The sequence below is a fragment of the Micromonospora sp. NPDC007208 genome (genome assembly GCF_042869175.1).
Taxonomy (GTDB): Bacteria; Actinomycetota; Actinomycetes; order Mycobacteriales; family Micromonosporaceae; genus Micromonospora; species Micromonospora foliorum.
In genome coordinates, this window is record NZ_JBIAFG010000019.1 from 42,360 (window position 1) to 59,179 (window position 16,820).

18 protein-coding genes are annotated in these 16,820 nt (G+C 70.5%); 11 read left to right on the forward strand and 7 right to left on the reverse strand.

Annotated features, from left to right (window positions below; genetic code table 11):
* Positions 1 to 104: 104 nt before the first annotated feature.
* From ACFYL6_RS28705 to ACFYL6_RS28715, 3 genes are read right to left on the reverse strand one after another with little or no spacing between them, the layout of a single operon-like run.
* Positions 105 to 278 carry a hypothetical protein gene (locus ACFYL6_RS28705; protein WP_387175981.1) on the reverse strand — a complete coding sequence of 58 codons (174 nt, stop codon included), beginning with the start codon at positions 276 to 278 and terminating at the stop codon, positions 105 to 107.
* Complete coding sequence (locus tag ACFYL6_RS28710) at positions 275 to 493, reverse strand: flavin reductase (RefSeq protein ID WP_387175983.1); 219 nt, start codon at positions 491 to 493, stop codon at positions 275 to 277. Before ACFYL6_RS28710 ends, ACFYL6_RS28705 begins: the two co-directional genes overlap by 4 nt.
* Positions 490 to 678 (reverse strand): hypothetical protein, encoded by a 189-nt coding sequence (locus ACFYL6_RS28715; RefSeq protein WP_387175985.1) that lies wholly within the window; start codon positions 676 to 678, stop codon positions 490 to 492. Before ACFYL6_RS28715 ends, ACFYL6_RS28710 begins: the two co-directional genes overlap by 4 nt.
* Before the next feature lie 231 nt (positions 679 to 909).
* Between ACFYL6_RS28715 and ACFYL6_RS28720 the strand changes: the two genes are divergently transcribed.
* Positions 910 to 1,149: a GntR family transcriptional regulator gene (locus ACFYL6_RS28720; RefSeq protein ID WP_088948848.1), complete on the forward strand. Its 240-nt coding sequence runs from the start codon at positions 910 to 912 to the stop codon at positions 1,147 to 1,149.
* Positions 1,150 to 1,335: 186 nt separating this feature from the next.
* Here ACFYL6_RS28720 and ACFYL6_RS28725 read toward each other — a convergent pair whose 3' ends face one another.
* On the reverse strand, positions 1,336 to 1,764 hold the full coding sequence (locus ACFYL6_RS28725; protein WP_387175987.1) for a hypothetical protein: 429 nt from the start codon (positions 1,762 to 1,764) through the stop codon (positions 1,336 to 1,338).
* A 317-nt stretch (positions 1,765 to 2,081) separates the two neighbouring features.
* Here ACFYL6_RS28725 and ACFYL6_RS28730 point away from each other — a divergent pair, with 317 nt between their 5' ends.
* Together ACFYL6_RS28730 and ACFYL6_RS28735 are read left to right on the forward strand one after the other, a co-directional pair.
* Positions 2,082 to 2,555 (forward strand): hypothetical protein, encoded by a 474-nt coding sequence (locus tag ACFYL6_RS28730; RefSeq protein WP_387175989.1) that lies wholly within the window; start codon positions 2,082 to 2,084, stop codon positions 2,553 to 2,555.
* Between the two features lie 233 nt (positions 2,556 to 2,788).
* Positions 2,789 to 3,157 (forward strand): hypothetical protein, encoded by a 369-nt coding sequence (locus tag ACFYL6_RS28735; RefSeq protein ID WP_387175991.1) that lies wholly within the window; start codon positions 2,789 to 2,791, stop codon positions 3,155 to 3,157.
* Between the two features lie 28 nt (positions 3,158 to 3,185).
* On the opposite strand, the gene ACFYL6_RS28740 is transcribed toward ACFYL6_RS28735, so the two are convergent.
* On the reverse strand, positions 3,186 to 4,172 hold the full coding sequence (locus ACFYL6_RS28740) for a zinc-dependent alcohol dehydrogenase family protein (RefSeq protein WP_387175993.1): 987 nt from the start codon (positions 4,170 to 4,172) through the stop codon (positions 3,186 to 3,188).
* Positions 4,173 to 4,393: 221 nt separating this feature from the next.
* Here ACFYL6_RS28740 and ACFYL6_RS28745 point away from each other — a divergent pair, with 221 nt between their 5' ends.
* The 6 genes from ACFYL6_RS28745 (at position 4,394) to ACFYL6_RS28770 (ending at position 12,739) form a co-directional block, all read left to right on the forward strand.
* Positions 4,394 to 6,460 carry a copper resistance protein CopC gene (locus tag ACFYL6_RS28745; protein ID WP_387175996.1) on the forward strand — a complete coding sequence of 689 codons (2,067 nt, stop codon included), beginning with the start codon at positions 4,394 to 4,396 and terminating at the stop codon, positions 6,458 to 6,460.
* Between the two features lie 65 nt (positions 6,461 to 6,525).
* Positions 6,526 to 7,128, forward strand: a complete 603-nt coding sequence (locus ACFYL6_RS28750) for a copper chaperone PCu(A)C (protein ID WP_387175998.1) — start codon at positions 6,526 to 6,528, stop codon at positions 7,126 to 7,128.
* Positions 7,129 to 7,151: 23 nt separating this feature from the next.
* A complete protein-coding gene (locus ACFYL6_RS28755; protein ID WP_387176000.1) occupies positions 7,152 to 8,366 on the forward strand; it encodes a Dyp-type peroxidase in 1,215 nt (404 codons plus the stop codon).
* Entirely contained in the window at positions 8,363 to 8,950 is a 588-nt protein-coding gene (locus ACFYL6_RS28760; protein WP_387176001.1) for a copper resistance protein CopC, read from the forward strand. Before ACFYL6_RS28755 ends, ACFYL6_RS28760 begins: the two co-directional genes overlap by 4 nt.
* A 52-nt stretch (positions 8,951 to 9,002) precedes the next feature.
* A complete protein-coding gene (locus ACFYL6_RS28765; RefSeq protein WP_387176003.1) occupies positions 9,003 to 11,126 on the forward strand; it encodes a cytochrome c oxidase assembly protein in 2,124 nt (707 codons plus the stop codon).
* A 137-nt stretch (positions 11,127 to 11,263) separates the two neighbouring features.
* Positions 11,264 to 12,739: a PepSY-associated TM helix domain-containing protein gene (locus tag ACFYL6_RS28770; RefSeq protein ID WP_387176005.1), complete on the forward strand. Its 1,476-nt coding sequence runs from the start codon at positions 11,264 to 11,266 to the stop codon at positions 12,737 to 12,739.
* 48 nt (positions 12,740 to 12,787) lie between these two features.
* On the opposite strand, the gene ACFYL6_RS28775 is transcribed toward ACFYL6_RS28770, so the two are convergent.
* The gene (locus ACFYL6_RS28775) at positions 12,788 to 13,921 is read right to left on the reverse strand and encodes a cupin domain-containing protein (RefSeq protein ID WP_387176007.1); all 1,134 of its coding nucleotides are present in this window, start codon (positions 13,919 to 13,921) and stop codon (positions 12,788 to 12,790) included.
* A gap of 13 nt (positions 13,922 to 13,934) precedes the next feature.
* On the reverse strand, positions 13,935 to 14,195 hold the full coding sequence (locus tag ACFYL6_RS28780) for a hypothetical protein (protein WP_387176010.1): 261 nt from the start codon (positions 14,193 to 14,195) through the stop codon (positions 13,935 to 13,937).
* Between the two features lie 198 nt (positions 14,196 to 14,393).
* Between ACFYL6_RS28780 and ACFYL6_RS28785 the strand changes: the two genes are divergently transcribed.
* Both ACFYL6_RS28785 and ACFYL6_RS28790 read left to right on the forward strand, forming a co-directional pair.
* A complete protein-coding gene (locus tag ACFYL6_RS28785) occupies positions 14,394 to 15,974 on the forward strand; it encodes a LuxR C-terminal-related transcriptional regulator (RefSeq protein ID WP_387176012.1) in 1,581 nt (526 codons plus the stop codon).
* A gap of 7 nt (positions 15,975 to 15,981) precedes the next feature.
* Positions 15,982 to 16,809, forward strand: a complete 828-nt coding sequence (locus tag ACFYL6_RS28790; RefSeq protein WP_387176014.1) for a GNAT family N-acetyltransferase — start codon at positions 15,982 to 15,984, stop codon at positions 16,807 to 16,809.
* Positions 16,810 to 16,820 lie beyond the last annotated feature (11 nt).

Sequence of the window (16,820 nt, forward strand, 5' to 3'; positions counted from 1 at the left end):
GCCGGTCGGCTCGGGCTTGATGCGACCTCAGACGGCCTGCTGGCGTGCTTGTCGGCTCGGTTCGGCCGGCACGGTTGCTGTACTTAGCTGCTGTACTGCTGGCGTCAGACGAGGCGCTGGATGCGAACCTTCGGGCGCTCGTTCCTGAGGTGGCCGTGCTTGTGCTGGCGGACCTGCTCGTCCCAGACCTCTTGGTCGTAGTCCGGGTCTGGCGGGATCCACTTGTGGGAGCCGTCGCTGTAGTGGAACTTCTCGTCACCCCGCCGCAGGATGCTCATCGGGTCCAGCCGAGGAATCGGTAGTGCAGGTGGCCCGCGGGAACGTGAGCCAGGTCCTGGGCGGCGTCGACGAGCTGGGCGGCCAGGTAGAGGGCCAATGACATCGGGGCTCGGTCGTACTCGGCTCGCAGCTCTCGGCGCCGGCTCTGGCAAGGCCACTCCCCCGCACAGCCGCCGCACGTCCAGGCTGGCTTGATCGGGTGATGAGTAGTCACTGCGGGCCGTCCTGGCTGGGCCAGTGACCGCGGTTGATCGGGATGCGGTGGCGGCGTCGGCATGGCAGCTCGCCTCCGCAGCGGCGGACGCGCCGCCAGTGTCGCCAGGACCAGACGGGCCGGTGGCGGCGGGCCAGAGTCAGCGCCACCGCCAGCACGTAGTCGTCGTACGAGACTCGCTTCACCGGCTCGCCTCGCCGGCTCGCGCCAGGGTCTGCCCTGCCCATGTCGATGGGAGCACTGCCGTCTCCTTGTGCCGGAGCAAATCTGGGGGCGTGGATGCCCGAACGCGGGGGACGCGCCGAACATCCACGCCGGCGAGGACGGCCCACAGCGCCAACCGAGGGAATCGACCTCCTCGGCAGCCTCCCATAGGTACCGTTGGGTAGTCAAGGGCTGACGTAGGTGGTCTACTCGTGTTGCCAACCGAGGAGAACCACGTGCCGCCGCGTTACCGCTACGAGCAGATTGCCGACGACCTCGCCGAACGCATCGCGTCAGGCGAGTTCCAGCCCGGCTCCAAGCTGCCCAGTCGGCGAGAGTTGATCGAGCACTACGGAGTCACCGAGCCGGTGATCGATCGTGCCATGCAGGTACTACGGATCAAAGGGATGACCGAAACGCTTCCCGGCGTCGGCGTCTTCGTCGCCGAGTAGATCCCCTCGGAGAGTTGGCCGCCACGCCCGCGAGATCTCGCTTACAAGTTCTGGGCGCTCCGTCCAGGCCGGTCCGTGTCCGTCTCTGACCTCGGGCGGCAGTCCGCGGCTCTCCACCCGCACCCATCCCAGTCTGTCCCCGTTGCTGTCGACAGCACCAGGAGAACCGCTCAGGAGCAGGGGAAGTCAGGGAAGGCTCTCTTCCTGCCCGACCTCCAATCGGTCTGCTCGACGGTGAAGTTCCGCAGCTATGGCGTCCCAGTCCGGACCGAAGGCATGCAGGTCGTTGGCCGCCACACGCAACAGCTCGACATCCTCTGGCCGTTGGAGGCACGCCAGCCGGAACGCGAGGTTTCGCGCCCATACCGGAAGACCTATCCAGTCCTCCTCCAGCAGCACCTCCAGCATCGCCACGATTTCGTCAGCCGATGCGAAGGTCACCACCTCAACATATGCACTGGCAACGCGCTCGCTGTACCGTCGACCAGCGAGCAGCCGGGCCAACTCAAGCAGCGACATGCACTCCGGGGCGTAGGGCTCGGCGTCAGAGGACTCCTCGGGACGATCCCTAGTACCCCTATCCAGCAGCGCCCGCAGCCAACCCGTCGTCTTCACAACTCAGAAGCTAACCGCTCCTCACCTGATGAGACGGGTACGGCAGAGACGCCGAGCGACGGTTCGACGCAGGTGAGTTGAAGCGGAACTGAGAGCCGCTGTACCGCTACCAGCGGGATCAGCCTTCGACACCTGCTCGTGCGGAGTCTCGGGCTGCCACCGTTCAGCACTGCTTGACGACGTTTCACGGTGTCTTGTGCCCCGTCTGTGCCCCAGAACTTTCGTCGAAGGACTCCCACCCTTGTCCGCGTCCCGGAGCTTGCTCAGCGTCGTAAACGCCTTGGTCTGTGATCCGCGCACCGCTTAGCCTCTTCGGCATGGAGCAGCTGCGCGGCCTTGCCATCCGGCTGACCATGGATGAGCCGGTCGGCGATGACCTGCCGATGGCGGCTGCTCACGCACTAACCCGAGGCGTTGACTCTCCGAGCTTGCGTGAGCTCGCTGGCCTTTCGAAGGGCCAGTCACGGGAAGCCGTTGACCTGTTCCGCCAGACAATGGACGAGCTCGGCTGTCCAGTCCGAGACAAGAGCGGCGCCCGGCTACACCTCATGCGTGAGGCAGCAGCGAACATAGTTGCTGGAAAGGGCGACCCCGAGGACCTGGCCCACAAGATTTACTGGCAGGCGTGCTACTCCGGAATGCCGGAGCTTCGAGCGGTGGGGGATCGCTTCTTAGAGCTGTACGCCGGATGGGACGCAACGAATGACCAGGCAGAGGAGGCGGTAGTGGCCATGAAGGCTGCGGCGCAGTCGTTCCTTTGCGAAGATCCAGCAGATGACCCGACTCCTTGACCCCCAGGCAACCAACACAGCCGCCGACCTGCACCTCCACGACAAGTGAGCTGAAAGAACGGTCCTCCTGTGTCCACGCCCGTCCGTTGAAGTCCGTCCCCGTCGTCACCCGGTTAGTCACCCGGCCCCCTCGGGGACCCGTACCGCCGACCTGGCGTTGCCCCCTGCCCGGCGGCCCGCGACCGACATCGCCGTCGCATGCCGCTCGACGTGGCCTGGGTACTGTCACCCGCATGGACCGGCATCAACTGATCGCCCTGCTGGCGGGCGGGGGCAGCGCATATGCGATGTGTCGAGACGCGCTCCACGACGGCGCAGACTTCACCATCGCGAACGGGGCCATGCCCGCAAACCACTTCGCCCGGATCTATGACCGCCGCAAGCGGCATTGCCAAGAGCGTGGTATCGCCACGCTCGGCTTCCGTCAAGGCATCGAACGTCTGCAAAATGCGAGGGATCACGCTGTACGCCTGGGCTGGGTCAAGATCACGAACCCGGACTACCATTTCCAACTCTTCCTCACCGAGGACCTGTCTGCGGTCATTGCCTGCATCGGAGTTGACCAAGCGCATCAGGTTCGCCGAGACGACGGCCCGAACTGACCTCTTCGGTGTGAACGAACGGCTCTGCTCAGCCGGCGATGTCCACGACGACCTTGCCCTCGGCGGTGCCGCCGGCGACCAGGTGGTGGGCGTCCATGACCGTGTCGAGCGTGAACCGGCGCCCGTCCAGCCGGGGGCGCAGCGCACCGGCATCGGCCAGCGTCGCGATCTCGCGCAGGATGACGCCGTGGTGTTCGCGGCCCCGCCCGGTGAGCATCGGTAGCAGGGTGAACACGCCGGAATAGGTCGCGCCACGGAACGACAGCGGAGCGAGCGAGTGTGCGCCCCAGCCCAGCGCGCTGACGACGTGCCCGTGGTAGGTGCGCACCGCCGCGAACGAGGCGTCGAGCGTCGCGCCGCCGACGTTGTCCATGACGATGTCGAACCCCTCGCCGCCGGTGTACCTCTCGACGTACTCCTCGACGTTGCTCACGGTGTAGTCGATCGGCACGGCGCCCAGGCTCTCGATTACCCGCATGCTCGCCGGCCCGCCCGTGGCGTACGCCTCGGCGCCTCGCGCCTGGGCAAGTTGCACGCCCACGTATCCGACACCGCCGGCACCGCCGTGCACCAGCACCTTCTGCCCGGCGCGGACCCCGGCCCGGTCGACCAGCCCCTCCCAGGAGGTGATCGCCGCCAGGGGCAACGCGGCGGCCTCCCGCATCGAGAGGCTGCTCGGCTTGGGGGCCAGCAACCGGGCGTCCACGGCGGCGTACTCGGCAAGCGACCCCTGGAGGTCGCCGACGCCCCCGCACAGCCCGTACACCTCGTCTCCCGGCTCGAAGCCGCTCACGTCCGTGCCGACCGCCGCGACGACGCCGGCCAGGTCCAGGCCGAGCACCGCGGGCAGCTCGACGCGCGCGTGCGCGGCCTTTCCGGCCTGGATCTTCGTGTCGAGCGGGTTGACCCCGCTGGCGACGATCCGCACCAGCACCTGGCCGGGCCCGGCGGTGGGTTGATCGATCTCCTCGATCGTCAGCGGATCGTCGAACTCCCGCAGCACCGCAGCACGCATGGCATTCCACACTCTCCGTGGTCGAGACGTCACGTGGACGCTATCCGACCGGATTGTCGGGCGGACGGCTTCCTCGGTGACCCGCACCGGCGACCATCGGAACTTTCGGCCGACCCGGCCGACCACCCGGATACCAGCCGTCCGGGCTGGTCAGCTTTTGCCGTCTGAGGAAAAAGATCGTGACCTCTTGTAAAAAGTCTCGGCACAGTGAGGATATTCAGATGCGTCGTCACCCTCAGATTGCTGGGCGGGTGGTCTCGGGCCTCCTCGCGTTCCTCCTCGCCTCGGCGATCGCTCTGCTCGCCCCCGCTCAGCCCGCCGCAGCGCACGGGACCCTCGCCATGTCCACACCGGCGAGCGGCGCCACAGTGCGCGAGCCGTTGACGGAGGTGCGGCTGTTCTTCACCGAGAAGGCCGCCGCCAACGCGTTCTTCACGATCACCGCCCCGGGCGGCACCCGTGTCGACAACGGCTGGTCGCAGGGGGAGCCGAAGCCGCTGGACAAGCCGGTGCGCGAGTACTTCCTGGTCAACGGGCAGTTCGAGCCACGGGAGTACACGACGGGGTTCCCCGCGGTGGTGTCCGTCGCCCACCTGCCCGCCAAGGGCCAGTACTCGGTGAGCTACCTGTCGGTCGCCTCGGACGGCGACACCGTGCGGGGCACCCTGACCTTCCGCTACGACGGGCGGGTGACGGCAGCGCCGCAGGGGTGGAGCCCGCCGTCGACCCAGCCGGACCCGGCGCTGCTGGCCGCCACCGAGCAGCACCAGGCTTCCGGGCAGGGTTCGGCGGTGCCGACCACGCCTGCCGACCCGGCGACCCCGACGGCTGCGGCGGCCCCGCCGACCGGGTCGAACGAGGAGAGCGGTCCCGGGGCACTGGCCTGGGCCGGCTGGGCGGCGGCGGTCGCGGCGGTCGGGGCGGTGGCCGGGTTCGTCGTCTGGCGTCGCCGATCCGCCGGCACACCCACCGGCCGGGGCCGTACCTCGGGGGCGACCTCCGGTCGACGCGGCGGTGGCGCCCGTACCACGAACAGGGCCGGCACTGGCAAGGCCGGCACTGGCAAGGCCGTCGGCGGCAAGGCTGCCGGGGACAAGGTCGTCGGGGGCAAGGCCGGCGCGGCGACCGGCGTCGTCGCGCGTACCGCGAGCGACAAGCGGCGGCCCGCCACCGTGCCGGTGGCGCGCAACGGCAACACGGTCGTCACGGCCCGCACGGGCGTTGCGGTCGATCCGACGTCGACCGATCAGGTGACCAAGGCCCTCGCCAGCACGGACGGCGAGCCGACGGTCGACCCCGGACCACGGCCCGACACGGACCTCGCCGCCGCGACGCCTGGGTCCCGGCTGAGCAACACCCACCTGGCGCTGTTCGTCGGTGGTCTGGTGGTGGCCCTGCTGGCCGGGTTCGGTTTGGCCCGTATCGGCACCGCCGACGAGAGTCGTCCGGCGACCGGTAACGCACGACCGTCAGCCGGTGGACCGCCCGCCTCGGGGCAGGTGGGCTCCGCGACCGACGGGCACCAACACCCCGCCGGTACGGGGCCGCACACGCATCGGGGTGACGACGCGACGGGCGCGACGCTGGCGACCGGGACGACGGTCAGCGCCGGTGGGTACACCCTGCAACCACTGGAGCGGTCCCAACCGCCCGGTGTACGCGCCGACTACCGGTTCCGCATCGTCGGGACCGACCGGCAGCCGGCAACGACCTTCGCGGTCGTCCACGACAAGCCGTTGCACCTGATCGTGGTGGGCCGCGACCTGACCGGCTACCAGCACCTGCACCCGACAATGGCACCCGACGGCACCTGGAGCGTCCCCCTGACGCTGGCCCGACCCGGCGGCTACCGCGTCTTTGCCGACTTCTCCGTCACGGCGGCCGACGGCACGCAGCGGCCTCTCGTGCTGGGCGTCGACCACATCGTGCCCGGCGCGCACACCCCGACCGCACTGCCGCCAGCACAGGCGCAGGCGACGGCTGGTCCGTACGCGGTGTCGATGACCGGCACCCCGACGGTGGGAGTGACGGCGCCGATCCACTTCCAGGTCAGTGCCGACCCGACCGTACCGGCGCAGTTGGAGCGATACCTGGGCGCGTACGGGCACCTCGTCGTGGTTCGTGAGGGTGACCTCGGCTATGTGCACGTCCACCCCGAGCAGGAGTTGGTCGACGGGACTGTCAAGTTCTGGCTGACCGCGCCGAGTTCAGGCCGGTATCGGGCCTTCTTCGACTTCCAGGTCGCCGGCAAGGTGCACACCGGGGAGTTCACGATCAACGTTCCCTGAGTCCGGAACTTTCTCCGAGCTGCGGCCGACCAACCTCCCAGCAGCAACCATCGGAGGAAGAACACATGCGCACCACCAGCCCGAATGCTTCTCGCCGCCGCTCGGCCGCCATCCTTGCCGCCGCGATCCTGACGGTGGGCGTCGCCGGTTGCGGCTCGTCCGACTCTCCGTCGACCGCGCAGGCGGGCCCGCCCGCGTCGGCCTCGGCCAACCCGGACGCTGGTGTGATCGGCATTCGTGACCCGTGGGTGAAGGCGGCCGACGAGGGCATGACGGCGGCCTTCGGGACCCTGGTCAACGACGGCGACACCGATGTCACGGTCACTGGTGCCACGACCTCCCTGTCACCGATGGAGCTGCACGAGATGACCATGAAGGACGGCAAGATGGTCATGCAGCAGAAGCAGGGCGGCATCGTGATCAAGGCCAAGAGCACGCACGCCTTGGAGCCCGGCGGCGACCACCTCATGCTGATGAACCTCACCAAGCCCGTCCAGGCCGGCGACGAGTTGACCTTCACCCTGACCTTCGCCGACGGCAAGACCCAGCAGTTCCGCGCGGTGGCCAAGCCGTTCACCGGCGCGCAGGAGAGCTACGCCCCCGGGCACGGCGAGCCGATGACCGGCACGAGCGCCACGCCGGGGATGAGCATGAGCCCGGCATCGTGACGCGGACGCCGCCTGTCCGGCCGGTGAGCAGGCGTGGCCTGCTCACCGGCGGAGCCCTGGCCGCCGGCGGAGCCCTGGCCGGCGGTGCCGCGATTGCCGCTACCCGTGTGGGGAGGACCGGACCACCGTCGGCGACCGCTGGCGACACGACCCTGGCGGCGACCGTCGGCGGCTTGGTCGAGCCGTTTCACGGCGCCCGGCAGGCCGGGGTGGCCACCGAAGCACAGGCGCACGCGTCGTTCGTGGCACTCACCCTGCGGGCCGGCGTCGACCGGGCCGCGCTGGGTCGGATGTTGCGGTTGCTCACCGACGACGCCGCCCGGCTCACCCAGGGCCGACCCGCGCTGGCCGACACCGAGGCCGAACTCGGGCTGCTCCCGGCCCGGTTGACAGTGACCTTCGGCTTCGGGCCCGGCCTCTACCGGGCGGCCGGCGTCGACGACCGCCGGCCAGCATCGGTCAGCGACCTGCCGTCGTTCCGCATCGACCGGCTCCAGCCGGCCTGGTCCGGCGGTGACCTGCTGCTGCAGATCTGCGCCGACGACGCGATCTCCGTCGCCCACGCCCAGCGGGTCCTGATCAAGGACAGCCGACCGTTCGCCACCGTGCGGTGGGTCCAGCAGGGCTTCCGGCGCAGCCCCGGTGTCGAGCCGGGTGGCCACACCCAACGCAACCTGTTCGGTCAGCTCGACGGCACCGCCAACCCCCGGCCGGGCACACCCCTGGACACCGCGCTATGGGTACCGGACGGGCCGGCGTGGCTACGGGACAGCACCACAGTGGTGGTCCGGCGGATCAGCATGAACCTGGAGACCTGGGACCTGCTCGGCCGGACCGACCGCGAACTCGCCGTCGGGCGGCGGCTCGACACCGGCGCCCCGCTCACCGGCACCGCCGAACACGACGAACCCGACTTCGCCGCCACCGGCCCGGACGGCCTCACGGTCATTCCCGACTTCTCGCACATGACCCGCGCGCACGTCACCGACGACCGGCTGAAGATCCTGCGCCGGCCCTACAACTACGACGGTGTGCCGACAGCCGAGGGGCACGCCGACAGCGGCCTGATCTTCACCTCGTACCAGGCCGACATCGCCCGGCAGTACCTGCCCATCCAACGCCGCCTGGCCGAACGGGACCTGCTCAACGAATGGACCACGCCGATCGGTTCCGCCGTCTTCGCCATCCCGCCCGGATGTCCACCGGGCGGTTGGGTCGGCGAGCAGGTGCTCGGATGACCAGGCCAACCGGAGTTTCGTCACCGTCGTCCCGGCCCACCGCCGTCCGGCTCGGCGCGGCGGTGCTCGCCGTCGTCGTGGCGCTGCTCGTCCCGGCCAGCCCGGCCTGGGCGCACAACTCGCTCCGGACGGCCACGCCCGCTCGGGACGCGACGCTGTTGAACGCACCGACCGAGGTCACGCTCGAATTCATGCAGCGACTCGACCCCGCGTTCACCACGATCGTGCTCACCGACGCCGCCAAGCGGAAGCTTCCCACCGGCGAGCCGGTGGTAACAGGGGCGACGAGCACGGTCCAGGTGACCGACACCCTGCCGAACGGGACGTACACGGTCGCCTACCGGGTCGTCTCCGTCGACGGGCACCCGGTTCAGGGGTCCTATCCGTTCACGGTGGCCGATCCCACGTCCAGCGCCGCGCCGGTTGCCAACGTCAGCGCGTCAGCGCCCGCCCCGTCCGCCGCCGCCGCCGCGGTGGAGTCTGGCGGTGGTCCGAGCGCCGGTGTACTCGTCGCGGGCGCCGCACTGGCCCTCCTCGTCCTGGCGGCGGCCGGGCTGCTGTGGCGACGGGCGGCCCGACGCTGATCCGACCCGCGCGGTCGGCTCGCCTCATCACCTCACCAAGCAAGGTCAACACGTGTCCGACACAGCACCACGGCAGTTCGCCACCGACGATCCGAGCGGCGCCCGCACCGTCGCCACCGCCTCGACAACCCCGACGGGTCCAGCCTCGTCCGCCGACCGACGCAGGGGTCCCAACGACTCCGGCTGGTTGGTGACGGTCGCCGCCGTCGCGTCGGGGGTCACCCTCCTGGTACTCGGCCTGCGGGTCGGGGGTGCGCTCACGGCGGCGATTCCGGGCCTCCCCGACGCCGGGCCGATCACGACCCGGGCACTACCCGTGTTCCGGCTCCTGTCCGACGGTCTCGCCACCGTCACCGTCGGCATGCTGGTGACCGCCGCGTTCCTGCTGCCCGGCGACGGACGCAGCGTCTCGCCGCACGGCTACCTGCTCCTGCGGCGGGCCGGTGTCGCCGCGCTCGGTTGGTCGGTGACGGCGCTGTCCCTGGTGGCGCTGACCGCCTCGGACCTCCTCGGACAACCACTGGCGACGCTCGGGCCCGCGACGGTCGTCAGTTTCGCCACCACCATCTCGCAAGGCCAGTCGCTCATGTTGCAGGCCGGCCTGGCCCTGACCGTGGCACTGCTGGCCCGATTCGGAGTGTCCCGGGGGCTCGCCGCGACCGCCGCGGTCCTGGCCCTGGTGGCGGTGCTTCCCCCGGCCTTCACCGGGCACTCCGCCGGGGCTGGTAACCACCAGATCGCCGTCACCAGCCTGGCCCTGCACATCCTCGCCGCCGCGGTGTGGATCGGCGCGCTCGTCGCCCTGCTGGTGGTACGGCGCAGTCGGCTGCTGGCCGACGCCGCCGCTCGGTACAGTCGCCTCGCGCTGGGCTGCTTCGTCGCCGTGTCGGTCAGCGGGACGGCCAACGCCGCCGTCCGACTCGGGTCGGTCGACCAACTCTGGCACTCCCGCTACGGCTGGTTGGTTCTCGGCAAGCTCGCCGCCCTGCTGATCCTCGGCGCGCTCGGCGCGATACACCGCGCCCGTACCCTGCCGGCGTTGCGTGCCGGAAGGCGATGGGCGTTCGGCCGGCTGGCCGCCGGTGAACTGGTCGTGTTCGCCGCCACCATGGGGCTGGCGGTGGCGCTCTCGCGCAGCCCCACTCCCGTCGCCGAAGCCGGCACCGACGCCGACCCGATCACCGAACTGCTGGGCTTCCCGATGCCCGCCGCGCCCAGCGCGGGACACCTGCTCGGACAGCCACTGCCGGACATGTTCTTCCTGACCCTCTGCGTGCTCGGCATCGGCGGCTACCTGGCCGGAGTGCGCCGGATGCACGCGCGTGGGCACCACTGGCCGGTCACCCGAACGGCGAGTTGGCTGGGCGGGTTGCTCCTGTTGGCGGCGGTCACCAACCTTGGCGTCGCCCGCTACGCGTACGTGCTGTTCAGCGTGCACATGGCCCAGCACATGGTGTTGTCGATGCTGGTGCCGATCCTGCTTGTCGGCGGCGCGCCGGTCACCCTCGCCCTGCGGGCCCTGCGTCGACCAGCCGACCCGGGAGTACGCGGTGCCCGGGAGTGGCTGCTGATCGCGGTGCACAGCCGGCTCGCGAAGCTGCTCACGCATCCGCTCGTCGCGCTGGGTATCTACACCGCCAGCCTGTTCGGCCTGTACTTCAGCGACCTGCTCGGCATGTTGATGCGCTCCCACCTCGGTCACCTCGCGATGCTCACCCACTTCGTGGTCGCGGGTTGTCTGCTGTTCTGGGTGCTCATCGGTGTCGACCCGGGTCGCCGCCGCCTTCCTCACCCCCTGCTGGTGGTCATCCATCTGGCGTCGATGATGGCGCACGGCTTCTTCGGCCTGGTCCTCATGCAGACGACCACTGTCATCGCCCCCGACTGGTACCTCGCTGTGCACCCCACCTGGGCGTCGTCGCTGCTGGCCGACCAGAAACTCGGCGCCGGCATCGCCTGGGCGTTCGGCGAGCTGCCGGCCGTCGTCGTCATGATCGTCCTGATTCGCCAGTGGATTCGCGCCGACCAGCGCGAACAGGGGCGCCTCGACCGGGCCGCCGACCGGGCCGACGCCACCGGAGCGGAGGACGACCTCGCCCGCTACAACGCGTTTCTCGCCGCAGCCGGACGGACCGACAGCGACCCGGGCCGCACGGCCCGGCCGGACCAGCCCTGACATCGGGAACCTGATCTTCGGGAACCGCCGGCGTCTCTCCCCCGACTACCAGTCAGGGCCGACGCGACACCTCACCGGGCGACCAGACCAGTACGGGAAACACCTTCCGGCTTCCCGACTCTTCCGATCGGATCACCATGTCTCTCACCGCACTGTCCGGCACGCCGACGCCGGAGCCCGCCACCACCGCCGAGAAGCCGGCCCGACCGGCCCGGCGCACGTCGCCGTTCGGCGCGCTGTTGCTGCGGCTGCACTTCTACGCCGGCATCCTCGTCGCCCCGTTCCTGGTGGTCGCCGCACTGACCGGCCTGGCCTACACCACGACACCGCAACTCGACACGATCCTCTACGGCGACCAGCTGACCGTCGCCCAGGTGGGCGACCGTCAGCTGCCGCTGGCCGAGCAGGTCGGCGCCGCACGCAACGCACACCCCGACGGCAGCATCACCACCGTGCAGCCCGGCGACGGCGACCAGACCACCCGGGTGACGTTCTCCCTGCCGGATCTCGGCGAGAAGCAGCACACGGTCTACGTCGACCCGTACACCGCGCAGGTCAAGGGCCAGTTGACCACCTGGTTCGGGTCCACCCCGGCTACGACCTGGTTGGACGACCTGCATCGCAACCTGCACCTGGGCGTGGTGGGCCGGCACTATTCCGAGCTGGCCGCGAGCTGGCTGTGGGTGATGGCACTCGGCGGGGTCGTCCTCTGGTGGCGTCGACGCGGTGCAGCCCGCGCCGCCGCTCGGCACCTGCTCGTGCCGGACCTGTCCACCGGTAAGGGTGTCCGCCGTACCCGAGGATGGCACGCCACCACAGGCATCTGGCTCACCGTCGGCCTGCTCTTCCTTTCCGCCACCGGGTTGACCTGGTCACGCTATGCCGGGGCCAACTTCGGCGCCGGCCTCGACGCACTACAGGCCCGTGCACCGGAGATCTCGACCAGCCTCACCAACGCCCCTGCCGCTCCTGCCGATACTGGCGGCGGCCACGAGCACGGTGCCGCCGGGGCGGGCGGGGTGGTCGAGTCGGCCGCCTTCGACCGGGTCCTGGCGGTCGCTCGCGACGCGGGCCTCTCCGGCCCGGTCGAGATCACCCCCGCGCCGGAGCCGGGCTCGGCGTGGACCGTCACGCAGGTCGACAACACCTGGCCGGTCAACAAGGACCGCATCGCCGTCGACCCGGCCTCCGACACGATCACCGCCCGCAGCGACTTCGCCGAATGGCCGCTGCTGGCCAAACTGAGCGGCCTCGGCATCCAGGCCCACATGGGGATCCTCTTCGGCCTGGTCAACCAGATCCTGCTCGCCGCGCTCGCCCTCGGGCTGCTCTGCGTCATCTTCTGGGGCTACCGCATGTGGTGGCAACGCCGACCCACCCGCGCCGACCGCCGTGCGATAGCCGGCGCTCCGCCGGCCCGCGGTGGCGTACGCGGCCTGCCGCTCTGGGCGCTGCTGATCGGCGTACCGGTGATCGTGGCGATCGGCTGGGCGCTGCCCCTGTTCGGGCTCACAGTGCTCGCCTTCCTCGTCGTCGACGTCGCGCTGGGGACGGCGTCTCGCCGCCGACGACCTGCCGCGGTTCCCACCTCCCCGGCAGCCGCGGGAAGCTGATCCAGCGGTCCGGCCGTCCGTCAGGCGACGGACGGCCGGACCGGTGGATCAGATCACGACCTGCTTGGTGTTCGGCAGGCTGTCCACGATCGACTTCTGCACGTTGATCGTGTCGGCGATGACCTCGTGGGGCGTGTTGGCCATCCACTGCATCACCGAGATGTCCTCGAACCGGGGATGGCGGAACATCTCCAGGAACACCAGCGGCTCGTCGCCGGTGTTTTCGATGTAGTGGCCGTACGCGAAGGGGACATAACCCACGTCGCCGGCCTGGAAGTCGAACGTCCGGGCGGCGGCCTGCGAGGCGAAGACGCCCATCCGCCCGGTGCCGGAGATGTAGTACTGCCACTCGTCGGTGGTCGGGTGCCAGTGCAACTCGCGCAATCCTCCCGGCTCGACCTCCACCAGGGCCGCGGCGGTGGTCACGGAGGCGGCGAAGTTGGTCGAGTCGGTGATTCGAACCGTTCCGCCGCGGAAACGCTGCGGGGTCTGCGCGTGCATCCGGTGCTTGAAGCTTCGCGGGATGTCGCCGGTCGGGCTGACCACCCGGTCCTGTTGCAGGGGCGGTGGGACGTCGCCCTGGAAGATGTACTTCTCCCGCTCGGGCAGGTTCTCCATCTGTTCCAGCGTCCAGCCGAAGTTCTTGGCCAGGACGTGTCGAGGGGTGTGTGCGAAGAAGTCGCTGAGCAGGAACGTGTTGTTCTCCGAGAACGCGCCGTCGTCGAAGACCAGCAGGAACTGCGCGCCGTCCTCCAACGCCTGGATGTTGTGCGGCACACCCTGCGGAAAGAACCACAGGTCGCCCGCCTTCACGTCCTCGATGAAGTTGCGGCCCTCGTGGTCGACGGCGCTGATCCGGCAGCTCCCGCTGAGCATGTACGCCCACTCCGACTGCTGGTGCCAGTGGATCTCCCGGTACGCGCCCGGCTCGAGACCGAACTGGACGCCGGACAACTGACTGGCGATCGGGAGGTCACGGCTGGTGACCTCCCGGGTCCAGCCGCCCTTCTCCACGCGGGTGTGCGCCTGGGAGAACGAGAACTTGAGGTTGGGCACCAGCCGGCTGTCGGTCGTCGGCGGAACCAGGAGGTCCGGGTTCTGCCGTTCGAGCTCGACGTTACGGCCCGCGAAGGGCGCGGCGCCCTGGTCGCCGCGCCGCGGCTCGGGATCGCTGTTCGCCATGATCGCTGTCTCCTCACTCGGGTCGGATCGGACTGGGTGCGGGAACGGATCCGCCCCGCAGCCGTAGCCGGGACGAGACCCCCAGCAGGGCACGCACTCCGGGCCAGCCGTACTGGACCGCGATCGCGACCGGAACCGCCGCCGCGATCGCCATCAGCACCAGGCGGGTCCACGCCGGAACGTGACCACCCGCCCCGGTGCCGGCATAGAGGACGAACATCAGCAGTACGACCCGGAGCCGGTGCAGACCGGGAAGTTGGGTGAGCTGAGCCATGGTTCGATCATCGGTGCCGAACACCGACCGTCGCATCACGTGATCGCGCCATTACCAGACGTCAAATCCCGGACGGCGTTGGTCATTCGGCGCAATCCCGCCGGTTCGTCGATCTGGTCGCCCGTACCGGCCGCCATGGCTAGGCTCGGTCGCAGGACGGCATTTCGACGCGCCTGGTAACAACCGGGGAGAACGCCATTGTCCGAATCACCCTTCCACGCCGGAACGCTCCCGGCCGACGACACCACCGCCGACGCCGAGCAGAGACGCCACCGGCTGTTCGGCACGGCGGACCAGCTCCGGCTCGCCGGACGCGGGATGGAGGCGCTCCACGTCCTGGCGGCCGAGATCGCCACGAGTCGCAGCGGGGAGCGTCACCGCGCCCTCCTGCTCGGGCGCCTGGCGCAGATGGTGGCACTGGAGCAGCCCACCATCGCCCTCGCCGGTCTGCGGCAGGCGCTGAACCTCCGACTGGACGCCCGGAGCCGCGGCACCCTGCTCGCCCTGGTCGCCACGATCGCGGCCCGCACCGGACATCCGGACACCGATGCCCTGCTCCGCGACGCGGGCACCGCGCACGCCGCGTCGGGCGACCAGGCGTCCGCTCGCCACCTCGCCCTCGGCCGGGCCGCCCGCGCGCTCGCGCACGGTGACCTACCGGGCGCCCAGGCCGTGCTGGCGGCCCTGGACCCGGACTCCTGGGCGGCACGCGCCGACGCCCCGTCCATCCGGACGGAACGGATCCTCGTGCAGCTCGGCCTGGGCCGGCACCAGGACGCGCGGGCCGCGACCCGCCAGGCGCCCGACGAGACCGACGTTTCGCTCACCGGGCTGACCGCGCTGGACTGTCTGCGCATGGTTGCCGTGGGAGAGCTTCCCGAGGCGGCCGCGCTGGCCGTCACGACGCTCAGCTCCGACTCGGCGGACCTCAGCAGGGAGGTGCGTGCCCTGTTGGTCGCGGTGATCGGCGAGGTCCGCTACCGCCGTGGCGAGCACGACGACGCGCGCGCCATCCTTCGCGCCTGCCTCGCCGAGGATCGATGGCCCGACCGTACGATGTGGACCTTCGCGTTCTGTGTGGCGGTTCGCGACCCCGCCCTCAGCACGCCGGCCGGCCTGCTCACCAGGGTCGTCGCCGACCTGCACCGGTCGGTCCGGTCACTACTGCCCGTGCCGCACTTCGGCCCCCGACTCGTACGCGCGGCGGTGGCCGCCGACGACACCCGGGCCGCCCGCCGGGTCACCGAACTGGTCGAGCTGGTGTCCACCCGCACTCCGGTGCCGCTGTGGCACGCACTGGCCGACCAGAGCCGAGGGTTGCGCGACGGTGACCCGGACGCGCTCCGGTCGGCGGTCGACCAGCTGCGCACCACCGCCGCGCGGCCGGCGCTGGCCGACGCGTTGCTCGACCTCGCGAACAGCCCCTGGGCGCGATCCGGCGAGGCGCGCGACGCCGCGCACGAGGCGGCTGCCCTCTACGCCCGGATCGGCGCCCCAGGCGACCAGGCGATCGCCGACCGACGCTGCGCCGACCTCGCCGCCACCCCGCGCCACCGGCCGTCGCTCGACGAACCGCCACACCGGGGCATCGGCGCGCTCACGCCCGCCGAGGAGCGGGTGGCCGAGATGCTCGCCGCCGGCGCCACCAAGAAGGAGGCGGCCAGGAGCCTCTTCGTCTCCTTCCACACGGTGGACACCCAACTCCGCTCCATATACCACAAGCTGGGCATCCACAATCGGATGCAGCTGGTGCGGGCCTGGGAACGGGCCAGACGATAATCGGCCAATGACCGCGCCAGCCGACCTGACCCCGCTCGCCGAAGCCGTGGAGTGCGAGTTCATGTACTCCTACGAGTCACAGGCGCCCGGGCCCGCGTACTCCGATCTCGGGATCGCGACCACCCGCGTCGGCGGCGGTGTCTCCCTCGCCATGCGCAACGATCCCTCCGGCGGGTACTGGAGCAAGGCCCTCGGCTTCGGCACCACCGAGCCGTTCACCGCGCAGACCCTGGATCACGTCCTCGACTTCTACCGGGAACACGGCGTCGGCCAGGCTGTCCTCCAGCTCGTTTCCTCGGTGCTGCCCGCAGGCTTCGACGAGGTAGCCGCCGCGCGCGGACTTGAGCCGGGAAGCACCTGGGTCAAGCTCGCCGGCCGACCCGGCGACATCGCCGCGGCGCAGACCCGCCTGCGCGTCGCCCCGGTGCCGGCCGCCGAGGCGCAACGCTGGGCCGATGTGCTGCTCGCCGGGTTCGGCATGCCGTCCGGTGGGCTCACCGACATGCTGGCCGCGACGGTCGGCCGGCCAGCGTGGCGACCCTACGCGGCCTGGAACGACGGTGAGCTGGTGGCGGGCGGCAACCTGTTCCTGCACGGCGAGGCCGCGTCGCTGAACGCCGCCGCGACGGCCTCCGGTCACCGCGGCCTCGGGGCGCAGTCGGCGCTGATCGCCGCCCGCGCCCGAGCCGCCGCCGAGGCGGGGTGCCGGTGGCTGTTCGCCGAGACCGGCAAGCCCGCGCCCGGTCAGCAGAACCCGTCGCTGAACAACCTGCGCCGGGCCGGGCTGGTGCCGCTCTACGAACGCCGCAACTGGGTCTGGCGAGCAGCTTCCTGAGCCCGCCCGTC